The sequence below is a fragment of the Amycolatopsis sp. NPDC104819 genome (genome assembly GCF_055583145.1).
The window spans coordinates 18,121-32,503 of record NZ_JBVJON010000009.1 but is presented as its reverse complement, the minus strand read 5'-3'; the positions used below and the strand labels follow the sequence as shown (position 1 = coordinate 32,503).

Genomic DNA, 14,383 nt, shown 5'->3' with positions numbered 1-14,383 from the left:
CCTGAGGGGAGGGCTGACCGGTGGCTCCCGATCGGGGCCACCGGTCAGTCCCACTCCCAGCTCAGCCCGGCGATCCCGGGCTGGACGTCCTCAAGTACCAAGTACGCGGTGTTGGAGGGACCGATCCACAGCGGCCTGCCCTGCCGGGGCGCAGCGGCGAGGGTGCGCTGCCGGTAGGGAACGCAGAGCGCTGGTGCGTTCCCGGCGAACCCGACCTGGAGCACCAGTTCTCGGGCCGGGCGGGTGAACCGGCGGTGGTAGTAAGTGAGCTCGGGGCCGGGCGGAAACCGCCAGCTGAAGTCCACGACCGCCCGTTCTCCCACCGCCAGCTGCTGGTCCAGCACGAGCTCGCAGACCGTGGCCCCGGTTTCCCGATCGCGGCGTATCCGGCCGGGGCGGCAGGACCGCGGCTCGAAGAGTTCCGGCAGGTCCGACTCCTCGACCCACTGGTAGACGAGGAAGCGATCCAAGTGGTCGCGCTGAGCTTCCACCACCATCCGGGTGCGGACCTCCGCGAGCCGTCGGTCGGCGTCGACCAAGACGTGCTCGTGCACGGTGAGGTAGCGCAGCCGGTCATCGGCCGGCGCGGCCAGCGCGACCAGCAGCGGGTTGTGCCCGGGCCACATCCGCTTGCGGTCCACTGATCCCGGTTCCGCGGCCCGACCGCGTGGCCGGGGCGGTCCGAGCAGGGACACCAGGGTGGACTCGGGAAGCCCGAACAGGTCTTCCAGCGCTCGCACCGCCCGCAGCGACTCGTCGCGTTCCGGCCGGTTGCGCCCGGTACGCCAGTAGCTCAGCGCCGCCCGGCTGACCTGCGCGCCGCGGACCGCGAGCTGGTCCTGCAGGCGTTTAAGGCTTAGCCCATTGACGTTCAGGCAGTGGTCGAGGACTTGCGCGAAGGTTCCTTGGCGTAGCAACCTTCGCAACTCCCGGTCGTCGGGGAGCGCGACGGGAAGGCGTTCGGCGGGCACGGGCCTCCTCGGGACGGCGTCATACCACTATCGCCGCCGGCCGGGGCGCAGACAAGCACCCGCCCGCCGACCAGGGAGCCGCCGTCGGCGAGATCGACGACGACGCACAAGGACATCATCTGCCTGCCGCCGAACGGCACCGGCGCGTCCCTCTACTTCGTCACCACCGAGCGGATGCAGAGTACGGCTACGCCCCACGAGCCCACGTGCTGATCAGTTCGCTCAGCCACGCCCAGATCTCCGACCGGCGTTTGGCTGGCAGCTCATCGATCCCGTCTACCAGCACGACAGCCTCACCGCTGCCGATCACCGCGCCGGAATCGTCGACCAGGGCCAGGACACTGCCCTGGTAGTCGGTGACGGCACTGTGGTGCGTGCCCGCCGTGTCGAGCAACAAGCTGAGGTTGCCGTCGATGTCGTATCCGCGCAGCATGATCTTCTCAGCATCCACACGCGTCCTCGACAGCCCGAAGACGTATCAAAGCCCCGCTCACCCTGGTGCGCTCATGCCGGAACACGACACCGGCCGCGACGAAGAAGACCGCACCGAGCACGCCAAGCCACCCACCAGTCACGGCATTTGAGCACGCTGAACCCGGCGGCCAACGAGAGGGCGATCAACGTGCCCGTGCGATGGCGACGGTGCTGCGCTAACCGGTAGATGCGCTCAGCCGTCCTCGATGATGTGCCCCAGTTTCTATCCGACATCACCGGCTCGGCTGAGGATGCCCCGTTCAGCCGCGGCTTACGCCTTCCGCGGTACCGGCACTCCGGGCGTGCTCACCTGTGGTAACGCCGTCACCGCTCAGCCGAACGACGGCGATGCGAAGCGTGGGCAGGAGAGCTGCACGCAAAGACCCGCCGTCGGCGGCTCGTGAGCCACCGGCGGCGGGTCCGCTACGGAGGCGGTGCCTGTCCCCGGCTCGCTGGTCACATCCCCCTCAGCTGGGCCCCCGCCCCGCCACGTCATGACTGCTTGTCTTCCTCAAGCACCTTAAGGACAGTTCCCGCTGACCGAGACAACAAAACGCGATGTGTCGGCGGTCACGATCGCGGGCTGGAGGACGATACGGCGGGTCAGCGCTACCGGGGTGTCGTCGGCACCCTGGGAGCGGGCCGAGCGGCTCGGACGCGACGCCGGTGCAGCTCCTGCTCCTGGCGCTGCAGGTCGGTGTGCCACTTGCCTGAGTCATTCGTCATCTCGAGCCTCCACAGTCATCCGGTACGGCGGAAACACAGCGCAGGTCACTGGCCGGCAGCCCCGTTTCCGGCCGCGACAACTCGACCGGACACCACGCGACGGTGGCTGCGGTGCTGCTTGCTCAGGTGTACCGAAGAAGTACCCAGCCGAGGGACACTCGAATCCACTTTGACGGCTTTCACCAGGCAATACGCACCGTAATGACGAGGGGCACGTGATCAGCGAGCCGACCGGCTACTGCTTACTTAGGATCCGGTGGTGACGTCATCGCCGGCCGAACCGGCTCCCAGACCGGCGATGTTCGCCTCCGCCGCCGAGTACAACCTCGCCTACCCCGACGCCCCGATCCCCGCCGAAGACCGCGAACACCGGCGCACGCTCCGGTTCACCGGCACCGGCCTGACCGACGACATCACCGGCAGCGGTTCGACCAGCTTGCTCAGCTTCCTGCCCGGCGGGATCCCTCGGGCACCCGAAGAAGACCGGACCGGGGTGGTGCTGGCCTCCCACCGCGGCGACGGTCCCTACCTGGTACTGGCCGAAGGGGTGTCGCTGCGCGGAGCGTGGAAAGCCTTGATCGCGTCCTGGCCTGACACCCTCGGCCAAGCCCGGGCAGCCCTGCAGACGCTGCCGGTCGTCGCTACCCCTCTTGACCGGGAAGCTCATCTGCCCTGACTTCGGGCGGGGCGCCTCGGGCGACGTCGATGAACTCGCCGGCCGAGGAAAGACCGCGGCGCGCGCCGCAGCGGTCCTGTCCGGACAGCGATGACATGGTCAGCTGACGAGGGCCGTTCTTGCGCTAGGTGCATGACCCTGCGGTGGATGCGCACCAGGTGGTCGCCGCGGTCACCGGCGCCGACGTCGCCGCGACCGCGTAACCCGCGGCGCATGGCCGACGGTGAAAAGCGCTCTTCCCGAAGTTTTCGTGCATCAGCAAAGACATCCTGCTCGACGCCGGCCAACGCGGTTAGTAGGCGGACGAGGTCGGGCACCGGTGATTTCGTGCCGTGGAGACCATCCGGGTCTCCTCATCCAGTGCGTCGCGGACTCAGTACGTCTCGCTCACGTCCGCAGGCTATTCCTCGATATCCTGATCCGGCAGGTCACCGAGCGCGGCGAACCCGGACAGGTAGGGCTCCAGCTCCCCGCGCGTGGTCCACGACCGTAACTGAGCTGCCGACCTTCGGGACATCAGAGCTCGCGTCAGATCGAATTCGCCGGCTCTGACGACGGTCACCGCGTCATCGGGCGCTCCTCGGGAAACCCATCTCCAGGCGCCACCGTCGAGCGGGATCGGCGCACAGCCGGCGACGGCGGTCCCGAACCGCCCGGCGAAGTCGTCGCGCAACCCGGCCAACCCCGGTGCGGTGCGCCCTCCCGGAATTTCCAGCGCACCACGCAGGTCCTGCTCGTAAATGAGAATGTCGTTCAACGGACGGCTGGTATGCTCACCCATTCACTGCCGCATCGGCGCGACCAGATCCGCCCACTCCGCCAGCAGCCGGGTGATCGGCGCGGTCGCGCGGCGGTCGACTTGTCGTTGCGTCCACTCGTCGTTGTGGTCCTCGGGCTCGTCGCCCGCCAGCACATCGGCGTTCAGCCCGATCATGTGGGCCAGCAGGTCGCGCACCGACCAGTCCGGACAAGCCGGGACCTTCCTGGCCGCTTCCTCCACAGTGAGGGAGCTCGTCATTCGTTGCACACGATCTTGCGCGTGTGTCCACTCCGCGACGGATCCACCCCGACAGTGCAGCACGCTCGTCCGGCTCTCGCTCGCCGTGCGCTACGCCGAACGGACGCTTAGCATCCGTCAATGCGGCATCACGACCTCATCATCGTCGGCGCGGGTTCCGGGAACACCGTCGTCGACGACTCGTTCGATGGCTTGGACGTGGCGATCATCACCGCCGGCCCGTTCGGCGGCACCTGCCTGAACCACGGCTGCATCCCCAGCAAGATGCTCGCGCACACTGCGGAGGTCGCCGACGAGATCCGCGCCGCCGGTAGGTTCGACCTCGACGCCGAACTGCGCGGGGTGCGCTGGCACGCGGTCCGCGACCGCGTGTTCGGCCGGGTCGACGAGCTGCGCGACAGCGGCGAGCACGGCCGCCGGGACAGCGACTTCATCACCGTCTACACCGGACAGACCAGGTTCGCCGGGCCGCGACGGCTCCGGATCGAGGCAGCCGACGGGCCGATCGAGGTCGACGCGGACCAGGTGGTGATCGCCGCCGGTGCACGCCCGGCAATCCCGCCGCCGGTCGAGGAGTCCGGTCTGCCTTACGAGACCTCGGAAACCATCATGCGGATCGACGAGCCACCGACCCACCTCGCGGTCCTGGGCGGTGGCTACATCGCCGCCGAACTGGCTCAGGTGTTCGCCGCCATGGGCAGTGACATCACCGTCGTCGAGAAGGCGGACCGGTTGCTCGGTCCACAGGACGAAACGGTCGCGGCGGCGTTCACCCGGCTCGCCGGCGAACGGTTCGACCTGCGCCTGGGCCGCGAGCTGACCCGGCTCGAAGGCGAGGCCGGCGCGCTGCGGCTGGTTCTCGACGACGGCTCGGTCGTGTCCGCCGACCGGCTCTTGGTCGCCTCCGGACGCATCCCCAACGGCGACCGGCTCGACCTGCCCGCCGCCGGGATCGGCACCCACGACGACGGCCGGATCGTCGTCGACGCCCACCAGCGCACCACCGCCGACGGTGTGTTCGCCCTCGGCGACGTCTGCACACCGATCCAGCTCAAGCACGTGGCCAACCGCGAAGCCGACGTCGTCAAACACAACCTGCGCCACCCCGGCGACCTCCGCAGCACCGACCGGGACGTGGTGCCGGCCGCCGTGTTCACCCGGCCGCAGATCGCCACCGTCGGCAAGACCGAACAGGACTGCCGTGCCGAGCACATCGACTACGTCGTCGGCACCCGGCGCTACGCCGACGTGGCCTACGGGTGGGCGCTGGCCGACGACTCCGGCTTTTGCAAGATCATCGCCGAACGCGGCACCGGCCGCCTGCTCGGCGCGCACATCATGGGACCGCAGGCACCGACGCTCATCCAGCCCGTCGTGCTGGCGATGACGCTGGGCATCGACGCCCCGACGCTCGCCGCGGCGCCGTACTGGATCCACCCGGCACTCACCGAAGTCGTCGAGAACGCACTGCAGGACCTGACCAGCTGACCCCGCCCACAGATTGAGGTGCACCATGTCGGAGATCCCGCCGCACGTCCTGGTGATTTTCGGCGCTACCGGCGACCTCGCCGAACGGCTCCTGTTCCCCGGTCTCGTCATGCTGTGGCGCGAAGGAAAGCTGCCGGACGGATTCCGGGTGATCGGGTCCGGGCGCACGTCGCCGGGCAGCGACGACGAGTTCCGCGCCGCGCTCGGGGAAAAAGTCCGGGACCACGCCGATGTCGACGCGGAAACCTGGAGCTCCTTCGCCGAACGCCTGTCGTTCGTGGTGTCCGACAGCGATGACGGTGACGACCTCGCCGCCGCGGTGCGGGCGGCGCGCGCGGACTCGGGCGAGGACACCCGGACGATGCTCTACCTGTCCGTTCCGCCGGCGGCGATGGGGCCGATGGTGCGGATGTTCGGCGACACCGGCCTGGCCGACGATGCCCGGCTGATCCTGGAGAAGCCGATCGGGCACGACCTGGCCTCGGCGCGAGACCTGAACGACACGGTCCGTGCGATCTTTCCCGAAGAGAAGGTGTTTCGGATCGACCACTTTCTCGGCAAGGAAGCCGTCCGAGACCTGCCCGGAAAGGTGGCGGAACAGGTGTCGTCGGTGGTGATCGACGCCCCCGAGGAGATCGACATCGAAGGCCGCGGCTCGTTCATGGAGTCCACCGGCACCTTCCGCGACATGGTCCCCACTCACCTGTGCCAGCTCCTGGGCATGCTGGCCATGAACCCTCCCGAACGCCGGGACGCTGACACCGTGCGCGCCGCAAGGCTGGCCGTGTTCCGCGCGCTGCGGCCCTTCGATCCCGCGCGCACGGTCTTCGGCCAGTACGAGGGCTATCGCGACGAAGACGACGTCGACCGGAAATCCGATCGTGAAACCTTCGTGGCGCTGGAAACTTTTGTGGACACCGGCCGTTGGCAGGGAGTGCCGTTCCGGTTGCGGACCGGCAAGGCCCTGCCGCAGACCCGCGTCACGGTCACCGCGGGCCCGCACCGGTTCGACCTCACCGGAGAGTCGGACGCCTCGGCCTACGCCCGCCTGCTGCACGACGCGCTGCGCGGTGACCGGACCTGGTTCGTCAGCGCCGAGGAAGTCGAGCGGCTCTGGGAGGTGAGTGCGCCGGTCCTCGACTCACCGCCACCCACCCACCGGTACCCGCGCGGCACGTGGGGCCCGCACGACGCGGAGCGGCTGGCCGGCATCGACGGCTGGGACGCGGACGGGCGATGAACGAACGCTACCTCCCGATCGCCGAGCACGGTCTCATCGGCGACCTGCGCACCGCCGCCGTTGTCGGCACCGACGGCGGGATCAGCTGGTTCTGTGCACCCCGGTTCGACTCCCCCAGCGTGTTCGGCGCGCTGCTCGACGCCGATGACGGCGGCCGGTGGGCGCTGCAGCCGGTCTGCGAGGTGACCAACCGTCACCAGTTCTACATCCCCGACTCCAACATCCTGGTCACCCGCTTCCTGACCGAGGACGGCATCGTCGAGGTCCAGGACTTCATGCCCATTCGCCGCCGGCGCGACCCCGATCACCGGCAGCGGCTGGTGCGCCGCGTGGTGAACATCCGCGGGCACGTCCGCCTGCGCACCGACATCCGGCCGCGCTTCGACTACGCTCGTGCGACACACCGGACGGAAAGCACCGAGAACGGGACCGTCTTCGCCGGCGCAGGGCTGCGGCTGGGCCTGAGGACATCGACCTCCCTGAAGCGGACCGACGACGGCCTCGCCGGCGAATTCGACCTCGGCCCCGGCGAGACGGCCCTGTTCGTGCTCGAGGTGCTCGATGCCGACCTGCCCGGCGGTTCCCTGGCCGGCGAGGTAGAAGAGCTCTTCCAGGCCACAGTGGAGTTCTGGCGGTCCTGGATCGCGCAGTCCACCTACACCGGACGCTGGCGGGAGATGGTGCACCGCTCCGCGTTGCTGCTGAAACTGCTCACCCACGAGCCGTCCGGCGCGATCATCGCCGCGCCGACCTGCGGGCTGCCGGAACAGGTCGGCGGCGAGCGCAACTGGGACTACCGGCACGTGTGGATCCGGGACGCCGCGTTCTCGCTCTACGCCCTGCTGCGCCTGGGGTTCACCTGCGAAGCCGAGGACTTCTTCGGGTGGCTCACCGGCCGGTTCGAGGACCCCGGCGACGGTGACCTCGGGCCGCTGCGGGTGATGTACACCATCGACGGCGATCCCGCGCGGGAGGAAGAAGTCCTCGACCATTGGGAGGGCTACCGCGGCTCGGCGCCGGTCCGGATCGGCAACGCCGCCGCCCAGCAATTGCAACTGGACATCTACGGGGAGCTGATCGACTCGATCTACCTGTTCGACAAGTACAGCGCCGGCATCTCCCACTCGGCGTGGCACAACCTGGTCCAGGTGCTGGACTGGCTGGTCGAGCACTGGGACCGGCCGGACGAAGGCATCTGGGAAGCGCGCTCCGGCCGGCAAGACCACACCTTCTCCCGGCTGATGTGCTGGGTGGGGATCGAGCGCATGATCCGCGTCGCCCGCCGCCGGGGGCTGCCCGCCGACCTCGCGCGCTGGACGAGCGTCCGCGACGAGATCTACCAGCAGATCCAGACGCGCGGCTGGAACGAGACGAAGAACAGCTTTTCCCAGCGCTACGACGACTTCGTTCCCGACGCGTCGCTGTTGCTGATGCCGCTGGTGAAGTTCTGCAGCCCCACCGATCCGCGCTTCGTCGCCACGCTGCACGCGCTGGAGAACACCCTGGTCGTGGACAGCCTCGTCTTTCGCTACGACCCGGACGAGGCGCCCGACGGGGTGGCCGGTTCCGAGGGGACGTTCTCGATCTGCTCGTTCTGGTACGTGGAGGCTTTGGCGCGCGTCGGACGGGTCGAGGACGCGCGGCTGGCGTTGGAGAAGATGTTCACCTACGCCAACCACGTCGGTCTGTACGCCGAGCAGATCGGCTTGACCGGTGACCAGCTGGGCAACTTTCCCCAGGCCTTCACCCACCTTTCCCTGATCAGTTCCGCGATCAACCTCGATCGTGCACTGGACGGGTGACGGACGATCCACGAACAACCGATGGCCACTGTCACGCCGACCATGGAATGAGCTGATGGATCTCCAACTGCCCACGCCGCAGAAGACGTCACCGACAACGACCTGGAGAACGTGCACGCCTACCCGGACTCTTGGCACGCTCCTGAGTTCTGGTCAACGGCTCATCGGACAAGGCGCTTGATCCTGCCCGGGCCACGCCTCCAGCACGGTGAGCTCGGCGTCGGCGTGACATAGGCCGTTCGGCAGAATTGTCAGATCGCTTACGGTTGACTACCCGCTGACGCCGGCACTCTCATTTCAGCGTCTCCCCGATGGCTCTCAACCTCCCAGGGGGCTGGGTGTGCTCTCACCGCGGCAGCCGGACCCCCTCCCGGCTGCCGTTGGCACATCAGGCAAAGCGGACCGACCCCGAGCTGCGCGTCACTTGGGAAACCATCGATGCGGACGAGCCCTCGTCGCGGATTTCATCCGCCACACCTTCCCTGAGCCCGGATCGTGCCGCGTGCTGTTCGGCCGAATCGGAGGGTGAGCCGATCGGCACACCGCCGCGACGAGCCACCCGGAACAAGCAAGTCCGGGTCGGGTCCTGGGACCGGTGTGCTGCTCATACGGATGCTCGCTGCGGGAGCGCGACCGGTTCGGCGACGGGCCAGTGAATCGGCTTGGACCGGGCCCCGGTGGGCTGAGCCCCGACAGTGGCGTCTCGACGACTCGCCTCCGCCCGCTGGGTTCCGTCATTCCCCGGACCACCCGGCAGTGCCATGACCGCGCCGGATGGCGCAGTCAGGTGATACGTCGGCAGGCTTCGCCCCCCCGATTCCTCACGGTCCACTCCTGCACTCGGCCCCTGAAACAAAATGATCTACTACAACATCGACGCTCACTACCGCTGCAGAACTGGCACTGTGTGGGCAGGGCCCGGTCTCGGACTGCCGGGCGGGCTGGAGTTCGCCGTCGCCGATGCTCTTGTTCACTCGCTCGGACGGTCAAAATTGCCTACAACTCCGCCTCTTCATCATGCTGGAATGCCCGCATGATGAAGAAACTGACCACGGGGATGGCCGTCGCGGCCGTGGCCGCCCTGGCCGGTGCGGGACCGGCTCACGCCACCACCCAGACGCACTACTACGAGCAGAAAGTCACCGGCTCCACCCCGTCACAGTGCACCGCCAACGGCACCGCACTCGCCGATCAGCTGCAGGCCCAGGGGTACTTGGTGACGTGGCTCGGCTGCGGCCGCAACACCTACGGATACGTCAGCTGGTCCGACGGCTGAACTTGCCCGTCTCGGCTCGTCTGCGCGATCAGGGCCGGTCACGACGAGCGTGACCTCGCATCCCCGTTGACCCTGCAGCGCCCACCTGCGCGGCCGGCGCCGACGGTGTCGTCGAAGGACGGCGCCGGAACGACCGCCCCGACGGCCACGAGCGCCGACATTTCGATGTGTCCGGCGGCATGCGCGGTTCCTGGCCGGAACGATCCAGGCCACGGTTGCAGTCAGGGCAGTGGACGCGGGCAAGGGCGAGGCGTTCGTCGAGCAGCCGCGGACCCGGGAGCAGCCGCTCGCAATGTCCGCCGCGCGCGGCTGCGTTGCGGCGCTGCGACTGTTCGGCGACCATCCACAGCGTCGTGCCGGTAGCTGCAGCCGACGGTGCCGCGCCTTATTGATCTTGCGAGACCGGGAAGGGATCACGGTGGGCGGAACGCCGAGCGGGTATCTGGCTCGCAGAACATCGAAAAGAACTCCGGACGGCTCGGTTTTACGGCGAATTGGCGGCGGTTACCTGCGTTCTGATCTTGTCAACGGTTGGCAATCAATTCGCGATGTCGGGTCCGTGACAGCACCCAGAAGGCGATCGATCAAGACGGTTACGGCGGTTCTGGCGAGCATCATCCTCTTGCTCGGCGCCGCGCCCCAGGCAAACGCGGGCATCGAGCCACCCATGCCGTGTGACGACATCACCTACCCCTGCCCACCGCCCTGCGACGAAAACTGCGACGGCGGTGACGCTCCAATGCCGGCACCGTTCTCCCTCACGACCGCGCAACGCCAGGCGTATCTGAACTACTACGCGCCGGTAATCTTCAAACGAGCCAACGAGAACGATGGTCAGCCCGGCCGTGACTGGTTGACGAACTTCGACTTCGACCAGGACCACGACTTCGCGACCAACCGGGCGGACTGGCGCCAGGGCGCCCAGTACGTGGCCGCCGCCGCAGCACACGCGAACACCAGCCCCTACGCGAACTGGCGCATCCGACCGACTCTCTACACGTCGTTGATCGAATACACCATCGGCGGCGTCAAATCGCTGGTGCTGCTCTACCACGTGTACAACGCGGCAGACAAGGAAGCATCCCAGATCCACGACTGGGAGCGGATCGAGATCGTCGTCCGCAACGTGACCGGCAGCCCCGGTGCCGGCGAGTACGTGAACAACTCGACGATCACCCACCACAGCGAGCACATCATCCGCAAACGGGGTGACAGCGGGTTCAACTTCATGAACACCGCCACCGGCCGGCACCTGATGATCTGGCAGGCCGACGAAGCCGGGAGTGTCCTCGCCACGCACGGTCACGAACTGCGCTACGTCAACGACACCTACGCCTCGCTGGCCGCCCAGTCCCCGACGAACGACGCAGAGGTCGAGGTCAGCGGCAAGGACCATGACGAGAACGTCCACTACGTCTTCGTCCCGCAGACGTCATCGGCCGCGATCGCCGCGTGGAACGCCCAGGCACTCACCTTCGCCAACGCGGCCACGCTGAGCAGCGGCTACGACAACGGCGACACCGTGGCCTGGTACCAGGCCAAGCGTCTCACCTACGAACTGCAGGATATCGCCGACATCATCCCGACCCACTGGTCGCAGAACCCGGCCTGGCCCACCCACTGGCTGTCGACGGTCAGCGACGACGTCCTCCTCGAGTCACCGGTGACCAATGAAGCGGGCGCGACCGAGGTGAGCGCCGGACGCCAGACCTTCTACAGCGCGTCCCGTGACAACTCGGCATCCGATCTCACCGATGGCCGCGAAGGACTGATTCACAAGAGCTGGCTCTACGGCGTCTACTCGGCCGAGGCCGACGAAGACCTTCCCCCTGACTCCGACACTTTCCCCGGCTACGCCGGAACCGGCAAAGACAGTCTCGGCTGGACCCGCCAGATGGCTAGCGGTCGTTACGACTCGCCCAACTCCTACTGGTGGCAACACGACTTCATGGTCCACGACGGCACCGTCGCCACCAGTAGTTCCACCGAAAACGGCCAGTGGCTTCGCGGTGAGTGGTACACCCAGGCCAACGGCGGTTTCGATGGCCGCTGGACCCAGCTTTTCGATGACCGCCCTGGACTCGAAGCCGCCATTCCCGGGCAGTGACGGCCTTCTCGGACAGTGGTTGTCGCCGCGTGGGCCGATGAACGGCGATACGGAGGTCGGCGCTCAGGCGCCTGCGCAAAAGTGGCACGGGAACCGTCCGGACGGGAATCGTGTTTTGAGCAGCCGTTCGTCGGGGGTGTCCTCTTCGGCGATGTGAGCGAACACTGCCGCCTCGGTCAGCAGCAGTTCCGGAGCCGCGGATGCACACCAGGCGGTCTGCCGCGTCCAGGCTGGGGCCTCTACCGAGCTTGGACCGAAGAGTCCTGAGCGCCGCCACCGGAGGTGGGACGCAGGTCGATGACGGTGACGCCGGGGATCTCGTGCAGCGGGCCGGCCCGCCGGCGGATCCAGCTGCTGACCGTGCCCGCGGCGTGGGCGGACTGCAGCTTCTCGACACTGCGCGGGTTGTGTGCGGAGTCGATCTCGATGACCAGGTCGGCTCTGTGAGGACACTTCGTAAACCGTTGCCCATGTCGAGCGATGACTGAGCTGGACAAACCTCGGGCCAACTAGCATGTCGCTCGACAGAGTTCGACGCGTTCTACTGCGCGTCGGAGCGGACTAGTCGCCGGTGACCTCGGTCCAGACGGGGCGGTCGCGGAGCGTGTGCGCTGCGATGATCGACGGGCGTATTGCCCGTCTGTTGGCTTGAGGTAGGTCGTGTCATCGGACAATGCGTACCAGCGTCCCCCGCCGAGCGATAGCCGCTCTGCGGCCTCGTACACCGTCGCTCCGGTCAGGTCCGGCTCGTCCGCCGTGCGTCCTCCCCAGTTCAATCGTTCGGCCTAATGGCGCCATCGCGCAGTCAACCACGATCGGCGCACCCTTCCGCGCATCTCGGTGCAGCGTGTTGCCTCCTTCACCTGCGGTTACCGCCGTCACGCCGGTTTGTGTGACTACTGACGATAGCTGGCCCGACAGCACTACATCGACCACGTGTGCGACGAATTTTCCGGTGACGGATGGCGCGTGCGGCAGAAGATAGATGGTACGAAGCCCGACCTCAGGTGACTCCCCATGTCGGCGTCTGAGGTTGACGCGCGTCGAGCGAGATGCAGCCGTGGTCGGTATCGGCAGCTGACCGCCCGCTCGACAGCCGAGACTGTGGAGGCGGAGTAGCGCGCCGGCAGCCGGCATCGGCGGCAGTGTTTGCCCGGCCATAGACCGGGTGGGTCCTGCTGCCTGGAGGATCTGGGTGATCCCACAACCCGCCGCAGCGGTCCGACGACCCGGCACCGGCAACAAACCGGCACCGCCCCCGGCTCACGATGGCCAGCGGTCGTTCGCGCGGCGACCACAGCCCACTCCGCCCGGCCACCACTGCGCCTCGTGCCGCTACTCATCCGAATCCGAATCGTTTGTGCAGCGGTTCACCGGGTAGCCGACCAGAGACCACGCTCGACAGGCACGGTCTCCCACAGCATCTGAAGGAGCTGACAGCGGTATGAGCACGATCACCAAGTCCGTCGACGTCGCCGCCGACGTGCGCACCGTCTACAACCAGTGGACCCAGTTCGCCGACTTCCCGCGTTTCATGGAAGGCGTCGACCACATCGAGCAGCGCGAGGCCACCCACACCCACTGGACGGTCAGCGTGGCCGGTGTCACCCGGGAATTCGACGCGACGATTACCGAGCAGAACCCCGACGAGCGGGTCGCGTGGAAGTCCGACTCTGGCCCGGACCATGCCGGCGTCGTGACGGTGCACCGCCTCGACGACACCACGACGCGGGTCACCGTCCAGATGGACATCGACCCCGAAGGCTTCGTGGAAAACGTCGCCGACAAGCTCGGCATTCTCGATCGCCGGGTCCAGGGCGACCTCGACCGGTTCAAGAAGTTCATCGAAACCCGTGACGGACACGAGACCGGAGCGTGGCGCGGTGACGTCGATCGCCCCGGCCAGCACCACGTCTGAGTGCAAGGAGAACCGCCATGACCGAACCGTCCGCCGAGGAGCGCCGCGACGCCGCGGAATCGGCGAACGAGGAAGAAGCGCGAGGCGAGCAGGGCACGTCGTCCGGTGACGAGCACGACGACTCCGACCCGCAGTCGGGCTGACCCGAGGAGCTACCCATGGTCGATGTGACCCGCACCTTCACCGTTGCCACCTCACCGCTGGAGGCCCTGGATTACCTCAAGGACTTCGCCAACGCCAAGGAATGGGATCCCGGCACGCAGTCCTGTGAGCGGCTCGACGGCGGCCCGGTCGCCGTCGGTTCGCGCTGGCGCAATACCTCGAAGATCGCCGGCATCGAGACCGAACTGATCTACGAACTCACTCGCCTCGAGCCCGGACGCGTGGTGTTCGTGGGCCGCAACGACACCGCGACCTCCACCGACGACATCAGCCTCACCGCAGAAGGATCGGCCACCACCCTGACCTATCACGCCACGATCGAGTTCCACGGTGCCGCGAAGCTCGCCGCGCCGATCGCGAAGGTCGTCTTCGAAAAAGTGGGCGCCGATACCGAGAAGAGTCTGAAGCAGATTCTCGGCGCTTCTGCCTGATGGAGCCCGTGCGAGAGCGGGGTTCGGCGTCGTCTGCGCCGGACCCCGAATGGCGGCGGATTCGGACCGCACCCGTCGGTGCCCGTTGAAGCCG

The 14,383-nt window shown here is 67.6% G+C and carries 14 protein-coding genes; 10 read left to right on the top strand and 4 right to left on the bottom strand.

All coding sequences use genetic code 11. The features are described from left to right. Positions 1-44: 44 nt before the first annotated feature. Together ACZ63E_RS28255 and ACZ63E_RS28250 are read right to left on the bottom strand one after the other, a co-directional pair. Entirely contained in the window at positions 45-971 is a 927-nt protein-coding gene (locus ACZ63E_RS28255; protein ID WP_465339138.1) for an XRE family transcriptional regulator, read from the bottom strand. 187 nt (positions 972-1,158) lie between these two features. Then, positions 1,159-1,422 carry a hypothetical protein gene (locus tag ACZ63E_RS28250; RefSeq protein ID WP_465339137.1) on the bottom strand — a complete coding sequence of 88 codons (264 nt, stop codon included), beginning with the start codon at positions 1,420-1,422 and terminating at the stop codon, positions 1,159-1,161. Between the two features lie 1,008 nt (positions 1,423-2,430). On the opposite strand from ACZ63E_RS28250, the gene ACZ63E_RS28245 reads away from it, so the two are divergent. Further along, positions 2,431-2,847: a hypothetical protein gene (locus tag ACZ63E_RS28245; protein WP_465339136.1), complete on the top strand. Its 417-nt coding sequence runs from the start codon at positions 2,431-2,433 to the stop codon at positions 2,845-2,847. 400 nt (positions 2,848-3,247) lie between these two features. Here the strand turns inward: ACZ63E_RS28245 and ACZ63E_RS28240 are convergent, their stop codons facing one another. Further along, entirely contained in the window at positions 3,248-3,604 is a 357-nt protein-coding gene (locus ACZ63E_RS28240; RefSeq protein ID WP_465339135.1) for a hypothetical protein, read from the bottom strand. 24 nt (positions 3,605-3,628) lie between these two features. Continuing rightward, entirely contained in the window at positions 3,629-3,928 is a 300-nt protein-coding gene (locus ACZ63E_RS28235; protein ID WP_465339134.1) for a maleylpyruvate isomerase N-terminal domain-containing protein, read from the bottom strand. 57 nt (positions 3,929-3,985) lie between these two features. Here ACZ63E_RS28235 and ACZ63E_RS28230 point away from each other — a divergent pair, with 57 nt between their 5' ends. The 9 genes from ACZ63E_RS28230 to ACZ63E_RS28190 all read left to right on the top strand — a co-directional run bounded on the left by ACZ63E_RS28230 (position 3,986) and on the right by ACZ63E_RS28190 (position 14,289). After that, complete coding sequence (locus ACZ63E_RS28230; protein WP_465339133.1) at positions 3,986-5,353, top strand: mycothione reductase; 1,368 nt, start codon at positions 3,986-3,988, stop codon at positions 5,351-5,353. Positions 5,354-5,378: 25 nt separating this feature from the next. Next, a complete protein-coding gene (locus ACZ63E_RS28225; RefSeq protein ID WP_465339132.1) occupies positions 5,379-6,593 on the top strand; it encodes a glucose-6-phosphate dehydrogenase in 1,215 nt (404 codons plus the stop codon). Further along, positions 6,590-8,395 (top strand): glycoside hydrolase family 15 protein, encoded by a 1,806-nt coding sequence (locus tag ACZ63E_RS28220; RefSeq protein ID WP_465339131.1) that lies wholly within the window; start codon positions 6,590-6,592, stop codon positions 8,393-8,395. The genes ACZ63E_RS28225 and ACZ63E_RS28220 overlap by 4 nt, the downstream gene beginning before the upstream one ends. A 1,033-nt stretch (positions 8,396-9,428) precedes the next feature. Continuing rightward, positions 9,429-9,671 (top strand): hypothetical protein, encoded by a 243-nt coding sequence (locus ACZ63E_RS28215; RefSeq protein WP_465339130.1) that lies wholly within the window; start codon positions 9,429-9,431, stop codon positions 9,669-9,671. 229 nt (positions 9,672-9,900) lie between these two features. Continuing rightward, a complete protein-coding gene (locus tag ACZ63E_RS28210; protein WP_465339129.1) occupies positions 9,901-11,778 on the top strand; it encodes a hypothetical protein in 1,878 nt (625 codons plus the stop codon). Positions 11,779-12,075: 297 nt separating this feature from the next. Then, positions 12,076-12,225 (top strand): hypothetical protein, encoded by a 150-nt coding sequence (locus ACZ63E_RS28205; protein WP_465339128.1) that lies wholly within the window; start codon positions 12,076-12,078, stop codon positions 12,223-12,225. 997 nt (positions 12,226-13,222) lie between these two features. Continuing rightward, a complete protein-coding gene (locus ACZ63E_RS28200; protein WP_465339127.1) occupies positions 13,223-13,696 on the top strand; it encodes an SRPBCC family protein in 474 nt (157 codons plus the stop codon). Between the two features lie 17 nt (positions 13,697-13,713). After that, positions 13,714-13,839: a hypothetical protein gene (locus ACZ63E_RS28195; protein WP_465339126.1), complete on the top strand. Its 126-nt coding sequence runs from the start codon at positions 13,714-13,716 to the stop codon at positions 13,837-13,839. Between the two features lie 15 nt (positions 13,840-13,854). Further along, positions 13,855-14,289: an SRPBCC family protein gene (locus tag ACZ63E_RS28190; RefSeq protein WP_465339125.1), complete on the top strand. Its 435-nt coding sequence runs from the start codon at positions 13,855-13,857 to the stop codon at positions 14,287-14,289. Positions 14,290-14,383: the final 94 nt, after the last annotated feature.

What these genes read in the sequence shown, in the direction of transcription:
- ACZ63E_RS28230 (WP_465339133.1), top strand. Translation starts at nt 3,986, where the DNA reads ATGCGGCATCACGACCTCATCATCGTCGGCGCGGGTTCCGGGAACACC.
- ACZ63E_RS28200 (WP_465339127.1), top strand. Translation starts at nt 13,223, where the DNA reads ATGAGCACGATCACCAAGTCCGTCGACGTCGCCGCCGACGTGCGCACC.
- ACZ63E_RS28195 (WP_465339126.1), top strand. Translation starts at nt 13,714, where the DNA reads ATGACCGAACCGTCCGCCGAGGAGCGCCGCGACGCCGCGGAATCGGCG.
- ACZ63E_RS28215 (WP_465339130.1), top strand. Translation starts at nt 9,429, where the DNA reads ATGATGAAGAAACTGACCACGGGGATGGCCGTCGCGGCCGTGGCCGCC.
- ACZ63E_RS28225 (WP_465339132.1), top strand. Translation starts at nt 5,379, where the DNA reads ATGTCGGAGATCCCGCCGCACGTCCTGGTGATTTTCGGCGCTACCGGC.
- ACZ63E_RS28205 (WP_465339128.1), top strand. Translation starts at nt 12,076, where the DNA reads ATGACGGTGACGCCGGGGATCTCGTGCAGCGGGCCGGCCCGCCGGCGG.
- ACZ63E_RS28220 (WP_465339131.1), top strand. Translation starts at nt 6,590, where the DNA reads ATGAACGAACGCTACCTCCCGATCGCCGAGCACGGTCTCATCGGCGAC.
- ACZ63E_RS28190 (WP_465339125.1), top strand. Translation starts at nt 13,855, where the DNA reads ATGGTCGATGTGACCCGCACCTTCACCGTTGCCACCTCACCGCTGGAG.